The 16,256-nt window shown below is 71.3% G+C and carries 15 protein-coding genes; 5 read left to right on the top strand and 10 right to left on the bottom strand.

What is annotated here, in order from left to right:
• Positions 1 to 96: 96 nt before the first annotated feature.
• On the bottom strand, positions 97 to 927 hold the full coding sequence (locus RN607_RS10355) for an oxidoreductase (protein ID WP_313542457.1): 831 nt from the start codon (positions 925 to 927) through the stop codon (positions 97 to 99).
• A 334-nt stretch (positions 928 to 1,261) separates the two neighbouring features.
• Between RN607_RS10355 and RN607_RS10350 the strand changes: the two genes are divergently transcribed.
• Positions 1,262 to 1,954 carry a tyrosine-protein phosphatase gene (locus RN607_RS10350; protein WP_313496914.1) on the top strand — a complete coding sequence of 231 codons (693 nt, stop codon included), beginning with the start codon at positions 1,262 to 1,264 and terminating at the stop codon, positions 1,952 to 1,954.
• Between the two features lie 162 nt (positions 1,955 to 2,116).
• Positions 2,117 to 2,512 (top strand): OsmC family protein, encoded by a 396-nt coding sequence (locus RN607_RS10345; RefSeq protein ID WP_313496913.1) that lies wholly within the window; start codon positions 2,117 to 2,119, stop codon positions 2,510 to 2,512.
• Positions 2,513 to 2,530: 18 nt separating this feature from the next.
• Here RN607_RS10345 and RN607_RS10340 read toward each other — a convergent pair whose 3' ends face one another.
• The 4 genes from RN607_RS10340 to RN607_RS10325 are packed head-to-tail and all read right to left on the bottom strand — an operon-like array spanning position 2,531 to position 9,295.
• Entirely contained in the window at positions 2,531 to 3,904 is a 1,374-nt protein-coding gene (locus RN607_RS10340) for a sensor histidine kinase (RefSeq protein WP_313542455.1), read from the bottom strand.
• A 2-nt stretch (positions 3,905 to 3,906) separates the two neighbouring features.
• A complete protein-coding gene (locus RN607_RS10335) occupies positions 3,907 to 4,602 on the bottom strand; it encodes a response regulator transcription factor (RefSeq protein ID WP_313496909.1) in 696 nt (231 codons plus the stop codon).
• A complete protein-coding gene (locus RN607_RS10330) occupies positions 4,599 to 6,548 on the bottom strand; it encodes a YhgE/Pip domain-containing protein (protein ID WP_313542453.1) in 1,950 nt (649 codons plus the stop codon). The genes RN607_RS10335 and RN607_RS10330 overlap by 4 nt, the downstream gene beginning before the upstream one ends.
• Before the next feature lie 2 nt (positions 6,549 to 6,550).
• Positions 6,551 to 9,295 carry an MMPL family transporter gene (locus RN607_RS10325; protein WP_313542451.1) on the bottom strand — a complete coding sequence of 915 codons (2,745 nt, stop codon included), beginning with the start codon at positions 9,293 to 9,295 and terminating at the stop codon, positions 6,551 to 6,553.
• 129 nt (positions 9,296 to 9,424) lie between these two features.
• Here RN607_RS10325 and RN607_RS10320 point away from each other — a divergent pair, with 129 nt between their 5' ends.
• Positions 9,425 to 10,567: a cysteine desulfurase family protein gene (locus tag RN607_RS10320; RefSeq protein ID WP_313542449.1), complete on the top strand. Its 1,143-nt coding sequence runs from the start codon at positions 9,425 to 9,427 to the stop codon at positions 10,565 to 10,567.
• Between the two features lie 49 nt (positions 10,568 to 10,616).
• On the opposite strand, the gene RN607_RS10315 is transcribed toward RN607_RS10320, so the two are convergent.
• From RN607_RS10315 to RN607_RS10305, 3 genes are all read right to left on the bottom strand, one after another.
• The gene (locus tag RN607_RS10315; protein ID WP_313542447.1) at positions 10,617 to 10,817 is read right to left on the bottom strand and encodes a hypothetical protein; all 201 of its coding nucleotides are present in this window, start codon (positions 10,815 to 10,817) and stop codon (positions 10,617 to 10,619) included.
• Positions 10,802 to 11,479: a hypothetical protein gene (locus RN607_RS10310; RefSeq protein ID WP_313542444.1), complete on the bottom strand. Its 678-nt coding sequence runs from the start codon at positions 11,477 to 11,479 to the stop codon at positions 10,802 to 10,804. The genes RN607_RS10315 and RN607_RS10310 overlap by 16 nt, the downstream gene beginning before the upstream one ends.
• 138 nt (positions 11,480 to 11,617) lie before the next feature.
• Positions 11,618 to 12,613 (bottom strand): hypothetical protein, encoded by a 996-nt coding sequence (locus RN607_RS10305; RefSeq protein ID WP_313496899.1) that lies wholly within the window; start codon positions 12,611 to 12,613, stop codon positions 11,618 to 11,620.
• A 105-nt stretch (positions 12,614 to 12,718) separates the two neighbouring features.
• Between RN607_RS10305 and RN607_RS10300 the strand changes: the two genes are divergently transcribed.
• Entirely contained in the window at positions 12,719 to 13,318 is a 600-nt protein-coding gene (locus tag RN607_RS10300; RefSeq protein WP_313542442.1) for a TetR/AcrR family transcriptional regulator, read from the top strand.
• Positions 13,319 to 13,322: 4 nt separating this feature from the next.
• On the opposite strand, the gene RN607_RS10295 is transcribed toward RN607_RS10300, so the two are convergent.
• Positions 13,323 to 13,877 (bottom strand): hypothetical protein, encoded by a 555-nt coding sequence (locus RN607_RS10295; protein ID WP_313542440.1) that lies wholly within the window; start codon positions 13,875 to 13,877, stop codon positions 13,323 to 13,325.
• Positions 13,878 to 13,970: 93 nt separating this feature from the next.
• Positions 13,971 to 14,663 carry a TetR/AcrR family transcriptional regulator gene (locus tag RN607_RS10290; protein ID WP_313542438.1) on the bottom strand — a complete coding sequence of 231 codons (693 nt, stop codon included), beginning with the start codon at positions 14,661 to 14,663 and terminating at the stop codon, positions 13,971 to 13,973.
• 97 nt (positions 14,664 to 14,760) lie between these two features.
• On the opposite strand from RN607_RS10290, the gene RN607_RS10285 reads away from it, so the two are divergent.
• On the top strand, positions 14,761 to 16,218 hold the full coding sequence (locus RN607_RS10285) for an MFS transporter (RefSeq protein ID WP_313542436.1): 1,458 nt from the start codon (positions 14,761 to 14,763) through the stop codon (positions 16,216 to 16,218).
• Positions 16,219 to 16,256: the final 38 nt, after the last annotated feature.

The raw sequence follows: 16,256 nt of genomic DNA, 5'->3' as shown, positions 1-16,256 counted from the left end.
GCATGACGAGGGTCCCGGGTCGACCGTCGACCCGGGACCCCTGTGCGTCCTTGCGAGAGGAGACGGCCTCGGCCTGTGGCTCCAGGCCTGCGTCGTCTATTCGTGCGGACGGTCGACGGAGAGAGTCAGCTGCTCCCAGGCGTCGACCTCGGCGCCAAGGCTTGTCAGCTTGGCGCGAGTCTGGGTGAGCGCGTGCGCGCCCGCGATGAAGTGGCGCGGCGGCTCCTGCGCGGCGACGAGCGTGAGCATCGCCTCGGCGAGCGCCGTGGGGGAACCGGGCTGGTGGCCGGGGAGCGCGTGGATGCGGTCCCAGAACGGCTCCATGACCGGCGCGTAGTCCGGCATGATGTCCTCGTTCTTGGCGCCCGACGGGATCCAGAGGGAGCGCACCGGGCCTGGCTCGACCAACGTGATCTTGATCCCCAGGTGTCCCACCTCGGCGGCGAGGGCCTCCATGAACCCGGACACCGCGAACTTCGAGGCGCAGTAGTAGCCCAGGCCGGCGGAGCCGCGCACGCCCGCGATCGAGGAGATCGTGAGGATGTGACCCGAGCGCTGTGTGCGCAGGTGGGGCAGCAGCGCGGTGGTGACCTTGGCGGCGCCCCAGAAGTTGGCGTCCATGACGGCGTGGGCGTCGGCCGGGTCGGACTCCTCGATCGTGGAGAACAGTCCGATCCCCGCGTTGTTGAGCAGCACGTCCACACGGCCTGCGCGATGGATCGCTGTCGAGACGGCAGCGGCGATCGACGCGTCGTCCGTGACGTCCAGGGGAAGGGCATGGACGTTGGCGGGGAACCGGGCCACGAGGTCGTCGAGCGTCTCGGGGCGGCGAGCCGTCGCGATGACGGTGTGCCCCGCCTCGGCGGCCACCTCAGCGGTGGCGCGGCCGATGCCGGTGGAGCAGCCGGTGATGAACCAGACGGACATGGGTCTCCTTCCCGCCGCGCGGGGTCGCAGCGACGCAGGCCACGGTACTCGCGCTCGAGGACGGCAGACCGGGACGGTGGGCCGGGACCGTGGGCGGCGACTGTGGGCGGGGACTGTGCGCTGGGACTGTGCGCCGGGGCCGTGGGCGGCTGCACAAGCGGCGCACGGCGGGCTCTGCGTTCTGGCAGTGCATGAGCGTCGGATCTGGCGCGTCGACTCGACACTGATGTCCTGCCAGGGCTCACTCGGCCTCGCAGTTGTGCCACTGCGGGGGTGCCGCGACACGGGACTCCGTGCCGTGTGCGAAGACGCCAGGCTGTGGTGGACTCGAGGCATGAACACCCTGGCCAACCTTCGCGACGTCGCCCACCTTGTCCCCGGTCTGAAGCTGGGCGTGCTGTGGAGGTCCGACGCGCCGCACTTCGGAGACCTGCCGCCCGAGGGCCACGAGCCTTGGCCGCCGTCGCTGGTGGTGGACCTGCGAGACGAGGCCGAGAGGTCGCACGGGCATCCCCTTGCCGAGAGCACCGTCGTGGTGGCTGTGCCCGTGTTCGCCGACGCCGCAGTGCAGGCGCAGGCCGGGGGAGGCACGCTCAAGGGCCTGTATGCGCAGATGATCAAGGGCGAGGCGGCCGCGCGACTGGTGGAGGCGGTCACGGTGGTGGCAGGTGCCGATGGTCCCTCGCTCGTGCACTGCTCAGCGGGCAAGGACCGCACGGGCCTCACCGTGGCGCTTGCGCTCGCGCTGATCGGCGTCGAGCGTCGGCACATCGTCGAGGACTACGTGCTCACCACGGAGTCGATGCCGGGGGTGATCGCGCGCATGTCCCGCCAGTTCGGGATCGGCGACGGTGCGGCGAACCTTGCCGAGATCCCTCAGGAGGTGCTGCAGGCGCCGGCGTACGCCATCGAGTCGGTGCTGGACGTGTGGGAGGCGCACCCCGGTGGCGTGGAGGAGTGGTTCTACGCCGCGGGCGGCGAGGCCGCGGTCGTGACGCGACTGCGCGAACGTCTCCTGGATGCCTGACCCGAATCGGATATCTGATGGCGCCCATCACGGTTCGGGTGTGTAAGTGCCGTTTCTGGAGCCGCGCTGCATCTGACGGGTAGGTGAGTGTCGTTGGGGTGCGACCCCGCGCCGTGACATCGAGCATGCGGTGCAGATCGGGTGCGAGTCAGAATGGGACTCATGGAGACGTACGAGGTCACGGTCGCATCGGGATCGTGGTGCTTGCCCGATGCTGGCGGCACGCGCTTCCCGCACCGCTGGACGGATGAGGGCGTGGTGACCGACGCCGTGTTCACGGGCGCGCACCTGCTGCACCTGGCGGTGGCGGGGTGCGTGCTCAACGACACTCATCGCGAGGCTCAGGCGCTCGGCATCGAGGTCAGAGGTGTCAAGGTGGTGGCGCGTGGCGGCTTCGACGAGCGCACGTGGACGTCGACGGGCATCGAGTATGGGGTGACTGTGGACGCCTCGGCGGACGCGGCGACGTTGGACGTCCTGCATGCGCGTGTCGATGCGGTGGCGGAGATCCCCTTTGCGGTCCGCGCGGGAGCGTCCGTGGTCAGGGTCGCCGCGTAGCGCGTCGCGACGTCAGCGTCAGCCGCGCGCGATCGGCAGCGTGACCGTGAACTCGGTGCCCTGGCCAGGCGTGCTCGCCACAGCGACCGTCCCGTCGTGCTGCTCCACGAGCGCCTGAACGATCGCGAGGCCCAGGCCCGCGCCGCCGCGCGCCGAGCGGGCAGCCCCGCCTCGCCAGAACCTCTCGAACAGGTGGGGGACGTCGGCAGCCGCGATGCCAGGGCCGGTGTCGAGCACCCGCAGCACGTGCTGCTCCGCACCTGGCTCCACGAGCACGGTGATGGTCGCATCTGCAGGCGTGTGCTGCACGGCGTTGCCGACGAGGTTGCGGACGACCTGAGCGAGGCGCGCCTCGTCGCCACGCATCAGCGCCGCGTCCGACGCGGTGCACACGATCGATCGCTCCGGCGCTGCGATCCGGGCGTCGCTCACCACGTCCCGCGCGATGTCCGCGAGATCCAGAGGCTGCCGGTCCAGCGGACGGCCTGCGTCGGTGCGCGCCAGCGCGAGCATCTCGTCGGTCATGAGGCGCATCCGGGTGAGTTGGGTGTCCACGCGCGTCATCGCATCGTCCAGGCGTTCGCGATCCTCCAGGCCGCCGCGCAGGTAGAGGTCCACCCAGCCCGAGGCTGTGGTGAGCGGTGTGCGGAGCTCGTGCGAGGCGTCGGCCAGGAAGGTGCGCAGCCGCTGCTCGGCGAGCTCTTGCGAGTCGAGCGCGGCGTCGACCGTCGAGGCCATCCGGTCGATCGCGGGGTCGCCGCTCGAACCCGGGCTGAGCCGCAGGGATCTGTCCCCGGACGCGATCCGTTCGGCGCGGTCCGCCATCGCCTCGAGCGGACGCATGCCCCGCGCGACGACGATGGCTGCGACTGCGATCAAGAGGGCCGATGTGGCGACGCCGCCGAGCAGGAGCCAGGTGGCGATCGTGGCGATCACCTCCTCGCGGTCGGTGGTGCGCATGACGAGGACGACGCGGTCGATCGGGATCTGGATGCCGTCGGCATCGAGGTAGGTGAGGTTGAGCCCGGTCATGTCGACGCTCATGCCCAGGTAGCGGCCGGCGACCTCGGTCGGGGCCGTCACACTCAGCGCCGCGAGGGTGGAGACGTCCTCGGCTGCGACACCGTTCGCGGCCACGGGCTCCCCGGAGGACAGCAGCACGAGGCCCATGCTGTCTCCCGCGATGCCGGGCAGCGTCTGGTCGGTGAGCTCGGCGCCCCCGGCGGACGCCAGGCTTGCCGACGCGCGCGTGGCCGCGGACTCCAGCTGGTCCGCGAACCGCTGCTGCAGGAGGGGTGGCACGGCGATCGAGCCGACGATGGCGGCGCCGAGCACGACGGCGGCCGTGAGCGCGGACAGCGTGACGGTGAGGCGTGCCCTGATCGAACGCATCGTCACGCACCGTCGGCGGTGCGCAGCGAGTAGCCGAAGCCGCGGATCGTGTGGATGAGCGGGGTGTGCCCGTCGTCGACCTTGCGGCGCAGGTTGGAGATGAAGCGCTCGACGACGTTCGTGTCTCCACCGAAGTCGTACATCCAGATGTCCTCCAGGATCTGCCCCTTGGACAGCACGCGGCCGGCGTTGACCAGCAGCAGCTCGAGCAGGCGGAACTCGGTGGGGGAGAGCGAGATCTCACGGCCCTCACGTTCCACGCGATGCGCGGCGAGGTCCATCGTGAGGTCGGCGAGGCGCAGCATCCGTGGATCGTCCGCCGCTTCGGTGCGTGACCCGCGGCGCATCAGCGCCTCGATGCGGGCCACCACCTCGACGGCGCTGAACGGCTTGGTGACATAGTCGTCGCCGCCCAGGCGCAGGCCGCGCACCCTGTCCTCGACGGCGTCGCGGGCGGAGAGGAACAGCACGGGGAGGTCGGCGTCGCGGCTGCGGATGAGCTGCACCAGGTCGTAGCCGTCGGTGCCTGGCATCGTCACGTCGAGGATGACGACGTCGGGCCGGTGAGCAGCCAGGGAGGCGAGCGCGGGCGTCGCGCCCTCGGCGAGGTCCACCTGGAACCCGGCGAACGCGAGGGTGGACGCGAGCATCGTGCGGATCTCCTCGTCGTCGTCCACGACGAGCACGCGGGACGTCATGCGGCCATCCTGCCATCCGCGCCCGCGGACGCGAGGGAAAGTGCGCGTGACCGCGGGCGCGGAAGGTCCACCTTGGCAACGCGTCGACGCAGCAGAACGCTCCCGAGCGCTCCCCACGCGACGAGGCACACGATCGCGACGGCCAGTGAGTTGCCTGTCGGGTCCCCTGCCAGGGACGATGCGGCGTCCATGAACGCTGTCGCCGGCAGCAGCGAGGCGAGCGCGCCGAGCGGTGCGGGTGCCGTCTGCACCGGGAGCACGCCTGTGAGCGTCGCCATCTGGAGGAGCGCGAGTCCCGCATATGCGGCGAGCGCGTAGCGGCCCAGGGACGCCCGGAACCCGAGAGCGAGCAGCGCGAACGCGGCGGCTGCCAGCACGGAGAGCGCGGTGAGCGCCAACGGCGCGCTCAGGGTGGTCCCGCTCCAGGCAAGGACGACGACGGCGGCGACCGCTTGTGCTGCTGCCAGCAGCAGTGCGGGCCGGGTGAGCGAACGGCTGATGCGTCGCGCGGACGCGGGGGTCGCCAGGACGGCGGCGGTCCCGGCCCGACGCCCCGTGGCCCAGACCGTGAGCGGCCCCAGCCACAGCACGATCGTGAGGATCGCGGCTGCGCCCCAGCCGCCGGCGCTGGAGTCGGAGCTGGAGCTGAGCGCGACGGGCTGCGCGACGACGGTGGCCATGGCCGAGGCCTGGTCGTCGGTGTAGGAGGGAACCTGCGCGGAGGCCTGTGCCAGGCCATCGGCCAGGGCGCCGGTGCCTTCGGTGAGGCCGGCCGCGCCGGAGGCGAGCTGAGCGGTGCCGTCTGCGAGCGAGGAGGCGCCGTCCGAGACGTCGCCGATGCCCTGGCTCACGGCGGCGGCGCCGTCGGCGAGCTGCGCAGCGCTGGCGGCCAGCGTCTCCAGCCCCGTGGCGGTGGCCGCGGTGCCGGAGGCGAGGGTGTCGGCCGAGGAGGCGAGCGTGGCGGTGCCCGTGGCGACGCCCGACGTGCCGGTCGTGAGGACGTCGAGTCCGGCTGCGAGGGTCTCCGCGCCGCCGGACGCCGCCGCGAGCTGGGCACAGTACGCGGCGCTCCCTCCTGCGGCGGAACATGAGGCGGACAGGGCGGTGAGCGACTGGGCGAGCGCACGCGCACCCGAGGCGGAGCTGGCCGCTCCTGCCGCCACCTGTGCCGTGGCGTCGGCCAGGTCTGAGGCGCCCGAGGCGAGCCCGGCCGCCCCGGAGGACAACGAGGCTGCCCCAGACGCCGCCTGCGCGGCACCGTCGGCGATGCCCCGGCTTCCGCTCGCGACCCCGCTCGCGCCCGTCCCGAGCGCCCCGAGGCCGTCGGCCAGGCTGCTCGCGCCGTCGTCGACCTGTGACGCGGCGTCGGCCAGGGACTGCGCCGCGTCGTCCGCCTGTGCCGCCCCCGAGGACGCGTCCGCGAGCGACGACGACAGGGTACCGAGGCCCTCGTACGTGGTGGTGAGCACCTGTTCGGACACCTGCGTGCCCAAGGCGTCCGCGGCTGCGGTGCTGACGAGCTGGGAGATCGCAGCAGCGCTCGCGGACGAGGCGGGGTCGGTCTCGAGCGACAGCTCGGCCTGCTTCGGTGAGTCGCCTGCGAGCGACAGCACGGAGGAGGAGAAGTCCTCGGGGATGGTCAGGACGGCACTGTACGTGCCGTCGGCAAGGCCCTGCGCGGCGAGGTCGTCGTTGGTGAGCTCCCAGCCGAGCGTCGGCTGGTCGGTGGTGGACGGGTGGATCAGCGCGTCCGACAGCGCACGGCCGGCGGCCATGGGTGTGTCGCCGGTGATGATCTGGTCGTCGTTGACGATCGCGACGGGCACGTCGGACAAGGAGCCGACGCGGTCGGACACGCTCCACGACAGGAGCGCTGCGCCGAGCGCGGGAACCGCGATGCCTGCGAGCGCCAGGAGGGCGGTCGGGCGGGACAGGGGTGATCGCACGGTCAGGCTCCGATCTCGAGCTGCTGGGCGCCGGTGCGGGTGAGCGTGGCGCGGACGGGGGCGAACAGGACGACCGAGGCGCCGTGCCCCGCAAGCAGGGCGGCGAGGTCGTGGTCAGGGGCGCCGGGCAGCACGATGAGTCGGGCGCCGGCGGCGAGGGCGGACACGGCCACCACGGCACGTCGGTCGGCTTCGTCGAGCGCCGCCAGGTGCGCGTCGGCGGGGATGTCGAGCGCGGCGAGCAGCCCGAGCGCGTGCGCGGTGCGATCCGTGAGGTTCCGGCGTCGCGCTCCTGCGAGCGTCAGCGTGGCCCGCACCTCGTGCGCTGCGGTGCGGGTCTGGTCGACGCCCTCCGGTGTGGCCACCGCGGAGCGTGCGCGCACCTCGCCTGCGCGTTCGGGCAGAATCATGCCGTCCACCACGAGATCGCCGGACCAGGCGTGCGCACGTCCGGTGAGGACCGCGCCGAGCGCGACCTGAGCGTCAGTGTCGGGGATGTCCAGGATGACGATCTGGCCCGGGGCGGCCTGGACCGTGACCGGGAGGTCTCCGAGGCGGGCGGTGACGTCCAGCGCGGACAGGGCGCACGACGCCTCGGGCGAGGAGCCGACGGCGGTCTGACGCACCAGGGCGTCGCCCTCGACGTCCACGGTGGGGAGCCTCCGCTTCCAGGACTCGGGCATCTTCCAGGCATGATCCCCGAGGAGTGTGAGCACCGCGGGTACGAGCGTCATGCGCACCAGGAAGGCGTCCACCGCCACCCCCACCGCGAGGCCGAATGCGATGGGCTTGATGGTGGTGGAGCCTCCGGGGAGGAAGGCCACGAAGACGCTCACCATGATGACGGCGGCGGCCGTGACGACGGGTGCGGAGTGCGAGAACCCGACGCGGATCGCCCGCGTGGCATCACCGCTGTGCGCATACTCCTCCCGCATGCGGCTCACCAGGAACATCTCGTAGTCCATCGCGAGGCCGAACAGCACGCCCATCACGAGGATCGGAAGGAAGCTCACCAGCGGGCCCGGCTCGTTGCCTCCCAGGATGAACGGCAGCCAGCCCCACTGGAACACCGCGACGATCGCGCCGAACGCGGCGCCGACGGACAGCACGTAGCCGACGGTCGCCTTGATGGGCACCGCGACGGAGCGGAAGACGATGAGGAGCAGCACCAGCGAAAGGCCGACGACGGTGAGGCCGAAAGGAAGCAGCGCGTCGGACAGGCGCTGGGACACGTCGATGTTGATGGCGGTGGTGCCGGTGACGCGGACGTCGCCCACTCCGAGCTCGGCCTCCACGGCGGCAGCGTTGTCGCGGATGGTCTGCACGAGCGTGACCGTCGCAGGGTCGGACTGCCCGCCCTCGGGGATGACCCGAAGGAGCGCGGTGTCGGCGGATGCGTTGGGGGTCGCCTTGGACACGGCGGCGACTCCGGGAAGCGCGGCCACCGCGTCGGACAGGTCTTGGACCGTCTGCACCGGGTCGGTCGAGCCCAGGATGTCCGCCGTGATGAGCAGCGGGGCGTTGTACCCAGGTCCGAACGTGTCCGCCACCGCGTCGAAGTGGTCGCGTGCCGCCGTCCCGACGGGCTGGGTGCCGGCGTCGGGCAGCGCGAGCCTGATCGAGAACGCTGGCGCGGCGATGGCGCCGACGACCACGACGACCGCCGTGATGGTGACCAGCGGGCGTCGCGTCACGCTCCGGATCCACCGTTCCGACACGCGCGTGCCGGCCTTGTCCGTGCGGCCGGCACGCGGCCGCAGGCGTTCGCCGGCGAGCAGCGCCACCGCTGGCAGCAGGGTGAGCGCGGCAAGCACCGCCATCGTCACGGCGAGTGCGCCACCCAGCGCCATGACGGTGAGCATGGGGATCTGCACCACCACCAGGCCCACCAGGGAGACGACGACGGTGAGCCCGGCGAACACCACCGCGGAACCTGAGGTGGCGAGCGCACGTGCCATGGCCTCGCGCGGCTGCGCGCCCGCGGCGAGCTCGGCGCGATGCCGCGACAGGATGAACAGCGAGTAGTCGATCGCGACCGCGAGCCCCAGCATCGACGCGAACGCGGGCGCCGCGTTCGACACCGACGTGACGTGGGTGAGCAGGGTGATCGCGGACAACGTGGTGCCGACTCCCACCAGGGCGGTGAGGATCGGCATGCCGGCGGCCAGCAGCGAGCCGAACGTGAGGACCATCACGAGCAGCGCCATGGTGATGCCGATCAGCTCGGACGTGTGCCCGCCGACGTCCGTGCCGTTCCCGTACGAGCTGCCGCCGATGGTCGAGGTCACGCCGTTGTCCGCGACGGTCGCCGCGGCCTCCACTGCGTCGAGGGTGGCGTGGTCGGGGTGCTCGTCCGTGAACTGGACGGTCGCGAGCGTCGCGTCGCCGGCATCGTCCACCGGCAGGGAGCCCGCGTCGGTGACGTTCGCGACGCCGTCGATCGCTGCGATGGCACGGAGGCTGTCCGCGATGGTCGCCTGTGCGCCCGCCGTGGTGATGTCCGAGCCTGCGTCCACGCGGTAGAGGACCTGTGCCGTGGCGCCGGTCGCGGCGGAGCCGAAGCGTGCGGCCAGCACGTCCTGACCCTCCTGCGACTCGGTGCCGGAGATCGTGTAGTTCTCGTCGAAGGTCGAGCCCATGACCCGGGAGGCGCCTCCCACCACCAGCAGGAGCAGCAGCCAGCCGACGAGCACGGCGGCCCGGTGGCGGCCGACGAAGCGGCCCAGGCGATGCAGAGCGAGAGACATGGAGGCGGTCCGATCCGTCGGTGGGGTGCGAGGCGTCCAGTGCACCCGACGCACCTGAGCGCGCCCGCCCCGCGCACCTGACGGTTCGCTGACGATCGCTTGCGGCCTGGCACGACGTAGGGTTCCCGTGTGCACTATCTGGACCACGCCGCCACCACGCCGCTGCGGCCCGCCGCGCGCGAGGCCTGGCTTGCCGCGGCCGACCTCACCGGCAATCCGTCCTCGCTCCACGGTGAGGGACGACGCGTGCGCGCCGTGGTCGAGGACGCGCGGGAGCGGATCGGGGCCGCGCTCGGGGCCGATGCCGCGGAGGTGATCCTGCTGAGCGGAGGCACCGAGGCGGACAACCTGGCGCTGAAGGGGTTGTGGTGGGGTCGCGGCGGTGCCGGACGGATCGTGACGACGGCGGTGGAGCATCACGCAGTCCTGGACCCGGCGAGGTGGCTGGCCGATCGCGAGGGTGCGGAGCTGGTCGAGGTGGGTGTGGACTCGGCGGGCGCTGTGGACGTCGATGCGTTCACGGCGGCCCTGCCGGGTGCGGCGCTCGCCACGGCGATGTGGGTGAACAACGAGGTCGGTGCGGTCCAGCCGGTCGCCGAGCTCGCGGCGGCGGCCGCCGTCGCGCGCGTGCCGATGCACTGCGACGCCGTGCAGGCCGTCGGCTACGAGCAGGTCGACTTCGGTGCCTCGGGCCTGACGACGATGGCGGTGTCGGCCCACAAGATCGGGGGTCCCGTGGGCGTCGGGGCGCTGCTCGCGAGGCGTGACGCACCCCTCGCGCCTTTGCTCCATGGCGGAGGCCAGGAGCGCAAGCTGCGCTCCGGCACCGTCGACGCCGCAGGTGCCGCCGCCTTCGCGGCCGCGCTTGAGCAGGTGGTCGCGGAACGTGACCTCGAGCGGCGCCGCGTCGAGGCCCTCGGCGACCGCCTGGCCACAGGGATCAGGGATGCGGTGCCCGACGCGGTCGTCCGCGGGGCGGCCGACGGGTGCTCGGCCCACGTGGTCCACGCCGTCGTCCCGGGGGCGTCGTCGGAGGCGATGCTGATGCTCTTGGATGCTGCGGGCGTCGCCGTGTCGTCGGGCTCCGCGTGCACCGCAGGCGTCGTCGAGCGCAGCCACGTCCTGCAGGCCATGGGTCACTCGCCGGAGGAGTCTCGTTCCGCCGTGAGGTTCAGCCTCGGCTGGACCACCACCGACGGGGACGTGGACGCGGCGCTCGCGGCTCTGGCGGACGCGGTTGCACGGGCACGCGCCGCCGGTCGCATGCGTTAGAGCGCGAGGGAGGCTGACGTGTTGGCGACATGCCTGCGCCGAGGCAGCATCAGTCCGGGTTGCGTGCGCGCGACGCTATCGTGGATCGGACCACGGCAATGGTGACGGCGACGGTCCAGACGCACATGATCGCCACTCGGTACACGGTGTCATCAAGGAGGGCTGCCGCAGCCGCGAACACCGCGAGCAGCGCTGCGGCGACGAGCGCGAGGCCCCATCCGTGCCGGAACCAGCTCAACGAGACGTGCATGTGACCCATCCTGACCAGAACACGTTGATGTTGATCCCGCGTCCCGCAGCATTGCAGAACCACACCGCGGATGCGCCGACCACCAGGATGCCGGCCACCACGGGGTAGGCGGTGCTGTTCGCCCGGTGTTCGACCACCTGCGTGAGCGACGATCCCGACACCTCGTAGTGCGTCGGGATCGGGTTGCCGTTCGCGTCCTCGGCCCAGGCAGCGGCCACGGCGGTGACGAGGGTCACTCCGTCCGCAGCGAGGACGTATGCGCCGCCGTATTCGTCGAGGGAGAGCGTGGCGCCTGCGGGGAGCGTGAGGTCGTAGTCGAATCGGGTGGGTGCGTCGGTGCCTTCGATGGTCGTGAGGACCTGTACCGAGCCGTCGTCCTTGACGACGGGCACGGTCGAGGTGTCGTTGTTGTTGTCGAAGGTGACCGCACCGTCGCCCGCGTCACGAGGGACATCGATCCCGACTCCGGCGACCACCTGGTCCACCAACGAGTCGCCGTGATCCACGTAGTCGAGGTCAGCGGAGTCGGTGAACACCTCGGGAGCGATGCCGTTCACGGTGTCGATCGCGGTGTCCTGGTCCGCCGCCTGCGCTGGTCCCGAGAACGCGATAGCGAGTGCAGTGATGGTTGCTGCGGAGATCGTCCGTGTCGTGATGGTCAACTACGTGCCTTCTGCTACGGGGGACTCCGAACGCGCTGTGCGGCCCCCGCGGGACGCTCGGCACGATCATGCCGCAACAAGCGTCGGCCTGGCGGGTGGCTGTGGAAAGCCCCTGTGCATCGGCCTCGCGCGCTGACCTCAGCGGGTCGGAACCAGCTCGATCGCGGGCTTGTAGCGGGAGCGGACCTGCGAGAGGACCAGGAGCGCGGTCCCGAGCACGAGCCAGGCGAGCAGCACGAGCACCGGCTTGAGCGTGGCCGCGCCGTCGAAGAATCCGACGTTGCGCAGCAGGGTGCCGGTGGCGCCGGGCGGGAGCAGCTGGCCGATCGCGCCCCAGGGCGTGGGGAGCATCTCGGGGGCGGAGGTCAGGCCGGACAGCGGGTTGCCGAGGAACACGATGAGAAGTGCGGCGACCGCGATGCCGGGCCTGCCGAGCAGGCTCTCGATGCCGAGCACCGTCATGCCGGTGGCGAGGATGCCGAGCGTCGCCGCGGCGGCCGTCAGCCAGAAGCTGCCTGACAGGGACCCGAACCAGAAGTGCAGGATCGTCATCATGAGCAGGCCTGCGACCACGGCGAACGTCGCCATGGCGGTGAGGCGGCGGGCGGTGCCGGACAGGAGCAGGGTGGTGGCGACACCGGCGATGAACCCGCCGAGCGCGATCGGCAGGGCGCCTGCGGACAGGCCGATGCCGCGGGGGTCCTCGGTGGTGGTCGGGACGATGTCGTCGACCGTGGCCGTCGCGCCCAACTGGGTTGCGGCATTGGTGCCGATCGTGGTCAGCAGGGTGGCGACGGTGGGGCTGGCGGCGGATGCGATGTCGACAGTGAGGCCGTCGGCGCCCACGATGAACGCGCCGTACACCTCGCGGTCGCGGATCAGCTGGTCGGCGGCGTCTCGGGAGGCGGCGGCCGTGACGTCGAAGCCGCCTGGCTGGGCGTCTTCGAGGGCTCCGGTGATCTGGGTGGCGACCGCATCGGGGGCGACGATCGCGATCGGGATGCCGTGGGGTCCGCTCTTCACCGCCGGGAGGCCGAAGGCGATCAGCATGGTGCTGAGCAGCAGCGCGAGGCCGAGTGCGAGGCCGATGACCGGGCGCCAGCTGGTCGCTGCGGAGGGGGAGTGGTCGGACATGGTCGCTCCTGGGGATACGGTTCAATAAGATACGAAACGTATCGTAGCCAAACGAGGTGGCGTAGTGTCAACCCGCACCGACGGATCAGCGCAGGAGGAGCACGGATGAGTGAGAGCCCGGCCCGGCGACGACGTGCGGAAGAGCTCGAGGATGCCATCCGCGACGCCGTGCGCGAGGAGCTCGACGAACGTGGGTACGCGGGCGTCACGTTCGAGGGGGTCGCCCGGCGTGCCGGCACCAGCAAGCCGGTGGTCTATCGTCGCTACGACTCGCGCGCGCAGATGGTCATCGACGCCGTGATCGCCCGTGGATTCTCGATGCCGCGCCCACCCTTCGTCGGCCCGCTCCGCGACGACCTGGTGCTGTTCATGCGCTCCGTCATGACGAGGATCGGCAAGGGGCGCGTGCAGACCTTCCGTGGTGTCATCGGTGAGGTGGACGACGCCACGGTCGCACACGTGGCGCGGGTCACGCTCGAGTTCGCGAACGGCATGCTCGACGAGGTGTTCGCCTCAGCGCGTGCGCGCGGCGAGCTCGGTGCTGCGCCCGTGCCGCCTCGCGTCGCGGGAAGCATCGTCGCGCTGCTGCGCCACTACTTCGTGTTCGAGGGAGGCGATGTGGGCAGCGACGCGGTCGACGAGATCGTCGATCAGGTGCTGGTGCCGCTGCTCAAGTCGGTCACGGCCGTCCCGACGGACGGGTGACGGGTCACGCCGGCTGTGCGAGGCAGCTCAGCGCCGACTGGTCGACGGCGATTCCTATGTCCACGCCGGCAGGGCTGACGTCGACTCCCGTGACCGTCGTGCCAGGACAGTCGCCGATCGGCGGATCCACGGTGACCGACGTGTCGTCGCCCATGAGCATCGAAGGGTCGATCTCGAAGCCGGCGATCTCCACGGAGTCCACGGCCACGACGATGCCGTCCGATGACGGAGTGAGGGTCGCCCACGCGACCCCGTCCTGACGCCCGATGGTGATGTGCACCCCGATCGCGTCGTCTGTGAGCTCGACTGCCCCTGCGGCGGGCAGGCGGCTCGATATCAGGGAGGATACATCGTCGGCCGTCAGCGATGCCGTGACGGCCATCCGGCCCGTGGCGAGTGCGAGCAACGCGGAGCCGCCGGTGAATCGAAGAGGGTACGGGGACGGTGCGTCCGCGAGCCGGGCGTCGATGCGCTGCCGGCCCGCGGCGTCGGCCGTGACGGTGAGCGCGAGGAGGCATGCCGCGACGGCGGATGTGATCAGCAGGGAGCGACGCTTCATGTCGCCCACCCCATCAGGCCGGCCTGACCTGCGGCTGGGGGAGTGCTGACGGTCGCCTGAGGGAGTGCTGCGGATATGGCAGCCGGCGGACCGTCAGCCGGCCTCGGCGCGTTGGCGGATCCCGTCGAGCAGGAGGTCGAGACCCGCCCGGAACTGGGTGGCGTCGTCGTGGGTGGCGAACTCGTCGAGGATGAAGTGGATGAAGGGGAACTCGTGCGGGTCGAGCGCGCGCCAACGGGCGACTGCTTCCTGCAGGTGCTGATCGAGAGAGAGGCTTCCGTCGCGCACCGTCTGCGGCGGCTGCTGGCTGAGGTCTGCTGCGGTGCCGATGACGAAGCCGATGATCGCGGACACGGCGTCGAAGGTGTCGTGCGCGGTCAAGCCGAGCCGCATGACCTGACGCCCGAGGCGGTCGAAGAGCCGGAGCGCGTTCGGCTGCTGCTCGGCGTCTCGCATGAAGTAGGCGGCGAGCCAAGGGCGGACGATGATCGTGTCGAACAGGGTGACGGCCACGGTGCGCGCATCGTCGATCGGGTCGGAGCCTTGGAGGTCCTCCGTCGCCGCGAGGACGTCGGCGAGGACGTGGTCGCTCGCGCGGTCGAGGAGCTCGTCCTTGCTGGACACGTACCAGTAGACGCTTGCCGGTCCGCCTCCGAGCCGAGCAGCGAGGGCGCGGAAGGTGAGGGCCTGCTCCCCGGATTCGTCGAGCAGTGCGACGGCCTCCGAGATGACGGCCTCGAGCGAATGCGTGGCGCGGGTGCGGGTGCGCTTCGAGTCGTCGGCCATGGCTTCATCTCATCACATCTTGCGTGTTGTCGAACACTGTTCTATTCTCTCGAACAGTGTTCGACAACCGAACAACGTTCGATTCAAGGAGGCGCCCATGAGCTCCACCACCCTCGAGGCCCTCAGGCCTCGCACCTACACGTCGCTCCGTGCGGCAGCGATCCCGCTCGCAGCACTCTGCCTGGCCTTCTTCGTCGAGATGACCGACAACACGCTGCTGTCAATCGCACTACCCACGATCGGCCGCGACCTCGGGGCCAGCACCACCGCCTTGCAGTGGGTGACTGGCGCCTACTCGCTCACCTTCGGGGGACTGCTGCTCACCGCGGGATCCGTGGCCGATCGCTTCGGCCGGCGCCGCGTCCTGCAGATCGGCCTCGCCGCGTTCGGGCTGATCAGCCTGGGCGTCCTGCTCGTCGAATCGGCCGCCGGCCTGATCGCCCTGCGCGCGGCGCTCGGCATCGCCGCAGCCGCCATGGCCCCCATCACGAACTCGCTGGTCTTCAGGCTCTTCGATGACGAGTCGCTGCGCCGCGAGGCGATGACCCTCATGATCGCGGTCGGCATGAGCGGTTTCATCCTGGGCCCGCTGCTCGGGGGCACGGCGCTCGCGCACGTCGACTGGCGGTGGCTGCTGCTGGTCAACGCCCCCATCGCCCTGATCGCGTGGATCGGAGTGCGGCTCGGGGTGGCAGGCGACGATCCTGAGGGCCTCACGCACGACCGTCTTGACCTCGTGGGGTCCGCGCTCAGCATCGCCACGATCGGTCTTGCCTGTTACAGCCTCACGAGCGGCGTCGAACATGGCTGGCGGGCTCCGCTCACCGTCACGGTCGCCGTCGGGGCCGTCCTCGCGCTCGTCGGGTTCGTGGCGCGCGAGAAGCGCGTCGCGCAGCCCATGCTCGACCTGGCGGTGTTTCGCGACCGCACCGTCCGGGGAGCGAGCCTCGCTCAGGTGGGCACCTCGATCGCCATGGCAGGCGTGATGTTCGGGCTGATCCTGCTGTTCCAATACGCGTACGGCTGGAGCCCCGTCAAGGCCGGCCTCGCGAACCTGCCCCTGATCGCCACCATGCTGCTCGCGTCACCGCTGTCCGAAGGGCTCGCGCGCCGGTACGGCCACCGCGCGGCCACTCTCGTCGGCGCCGGGCTGCTGACCGCGGGACTGGGAACGCTGGCGTGGAGCGTCGAGCACGGATATCCGGCGATCGCCGCGTCGATGGTCGTGTTCACGATCGGCTTGCGCACGGTCATGACGATCGGAGCCGTCGCGCTGGTGGACGCGATGCCGGAGAACCGCACGTCGCTCGGCGCTGCGCTCAACGACACGGCGCAGGAGGTCGGCTCGAGCGTCGGCACCGCGGTGGTCGGCACCCTGATCGCCGTGCTCGTGACCACCGCGCTGCCCGTCGGTGCCTGGAGCGACGCGCTCGTCGCATCGTTCCTGCACGGTGCCAGCGTGATCTACCTGGTGCTCGCCTTGGTGGTCGGGCTGATCGCGGGCGTGGGAGCGCTGACGCTCACCGACTCGCGCGCCGTCGAGGAGGCGCACTGACGGCCGCCGCCTGGCGGCTGGCTCCGTCGCGCCGAGGC

The sequence above is a fragment of the Demequina capsici genome (assembly GCF_032102965.1).
GTDB lineage: Bacteria > Actinomycetota > Actinomycetes > Actinomycetales > Demequinaceae > Demequina > Demequina capsici.
The sequence above is the reverse complement of the archived record's forward strand: the minus strand, read 5'-3'. Positions and strand labels throughout refer to the sequence as shown.

What these genes read in the sequence shown, in the direction of transcription:
- RN607_RS10355 (WP_313542457.1), bottom strand. Translation starts at nt 927, where the DNA reads ATGTCCGTCTGGTTCATCACCGGCTGCTCCACCGGCATCGGCCGCGCC.
- RN607_RS10350 (WP_313496914.1), top strand. Translation starts at nt 1,262, where the DNA reads ATGAACACCCTGGCCAACCTTCGCGACGTCGCCCACCTTGTCCCCGGT.
- RN607_RS10345 (WP_313496913.1), top strand. Translation starts at nt 2,117, where the DNA reads ATGGAGACGTACGAGGTCACGGTCGCATCGGGATCGTGGTGCTTGCCC.
- RN607_RS10340 (WP_313542455.1), bottom strand. Translation starts at nt 3,904, where the DNA reads ATGCGTTCGATCAGGGCACGCCTCACCGTCACGCTGTCCGCGCTCACG.
- RN607_RS10335 (WP_313496909.1), bottom strand. Translation starts at nt 4,602, where the DNA reads ATGACGTCCCGCGTGCTCGTCGTGGACGACGACGAGGAGATCCGCACG.
- RN607_RS10325 (WP_313542451.1), bottom strand. Translation starts at nt 9,295, where the DNA reads ATGTCTCTCGCTCTGCATCGCCTGGGCCGCTTCGTCGGCCGCCACCGG.
- RN607_RS10315 (WP_313542447.1), bottom strand. Translation starts at nt 10,817, where the DNA reads ATGCACGTCTCGTTGAGCTGGTTCCGGCACGGATGGGGCCTCGCGCTC.
- RN607_RS10305 (WP_313496899.1), bottom strand. Translation starts at nt 12,613, where the DNA reads ATGTCCGACCACTCCCCCTCCGCAGCGACCAGCTGGCGCCCGGTCATC.
- RN607_RS10300 (WP_313542442.1), top strand. Translation starts at nt 12,719, where the DNA reads ATGAGTGAGAGCCCGGCCCGGCGACGACGTGCGGAAGAGCTCGAGGAT.
- RN607_RS10295 (WP_313542440.1), bottom strand. Translation starts at nt 13,877, where the DNA reads ATGAAGCGTCGCTCCCTGCTGATCACATCCGCCGTCGCGGCATGCCTC.
- RN607_RS10290 (WP_313542438.1), bottom strand. Translation starts at nt 14,663, where the DNA reads ATGGCCGACGACTCGAAGCGCACCCGCACCCGCGCCACGCATTCGCTC.
- RN607_RS10285 (WP_313542436.1), top strand. Translation starts at nt 14,761, where the DNA reads ATGAGCTCCACCACCCTCGAGGCCCTCAGGCCTCGCACCTACACGTCG.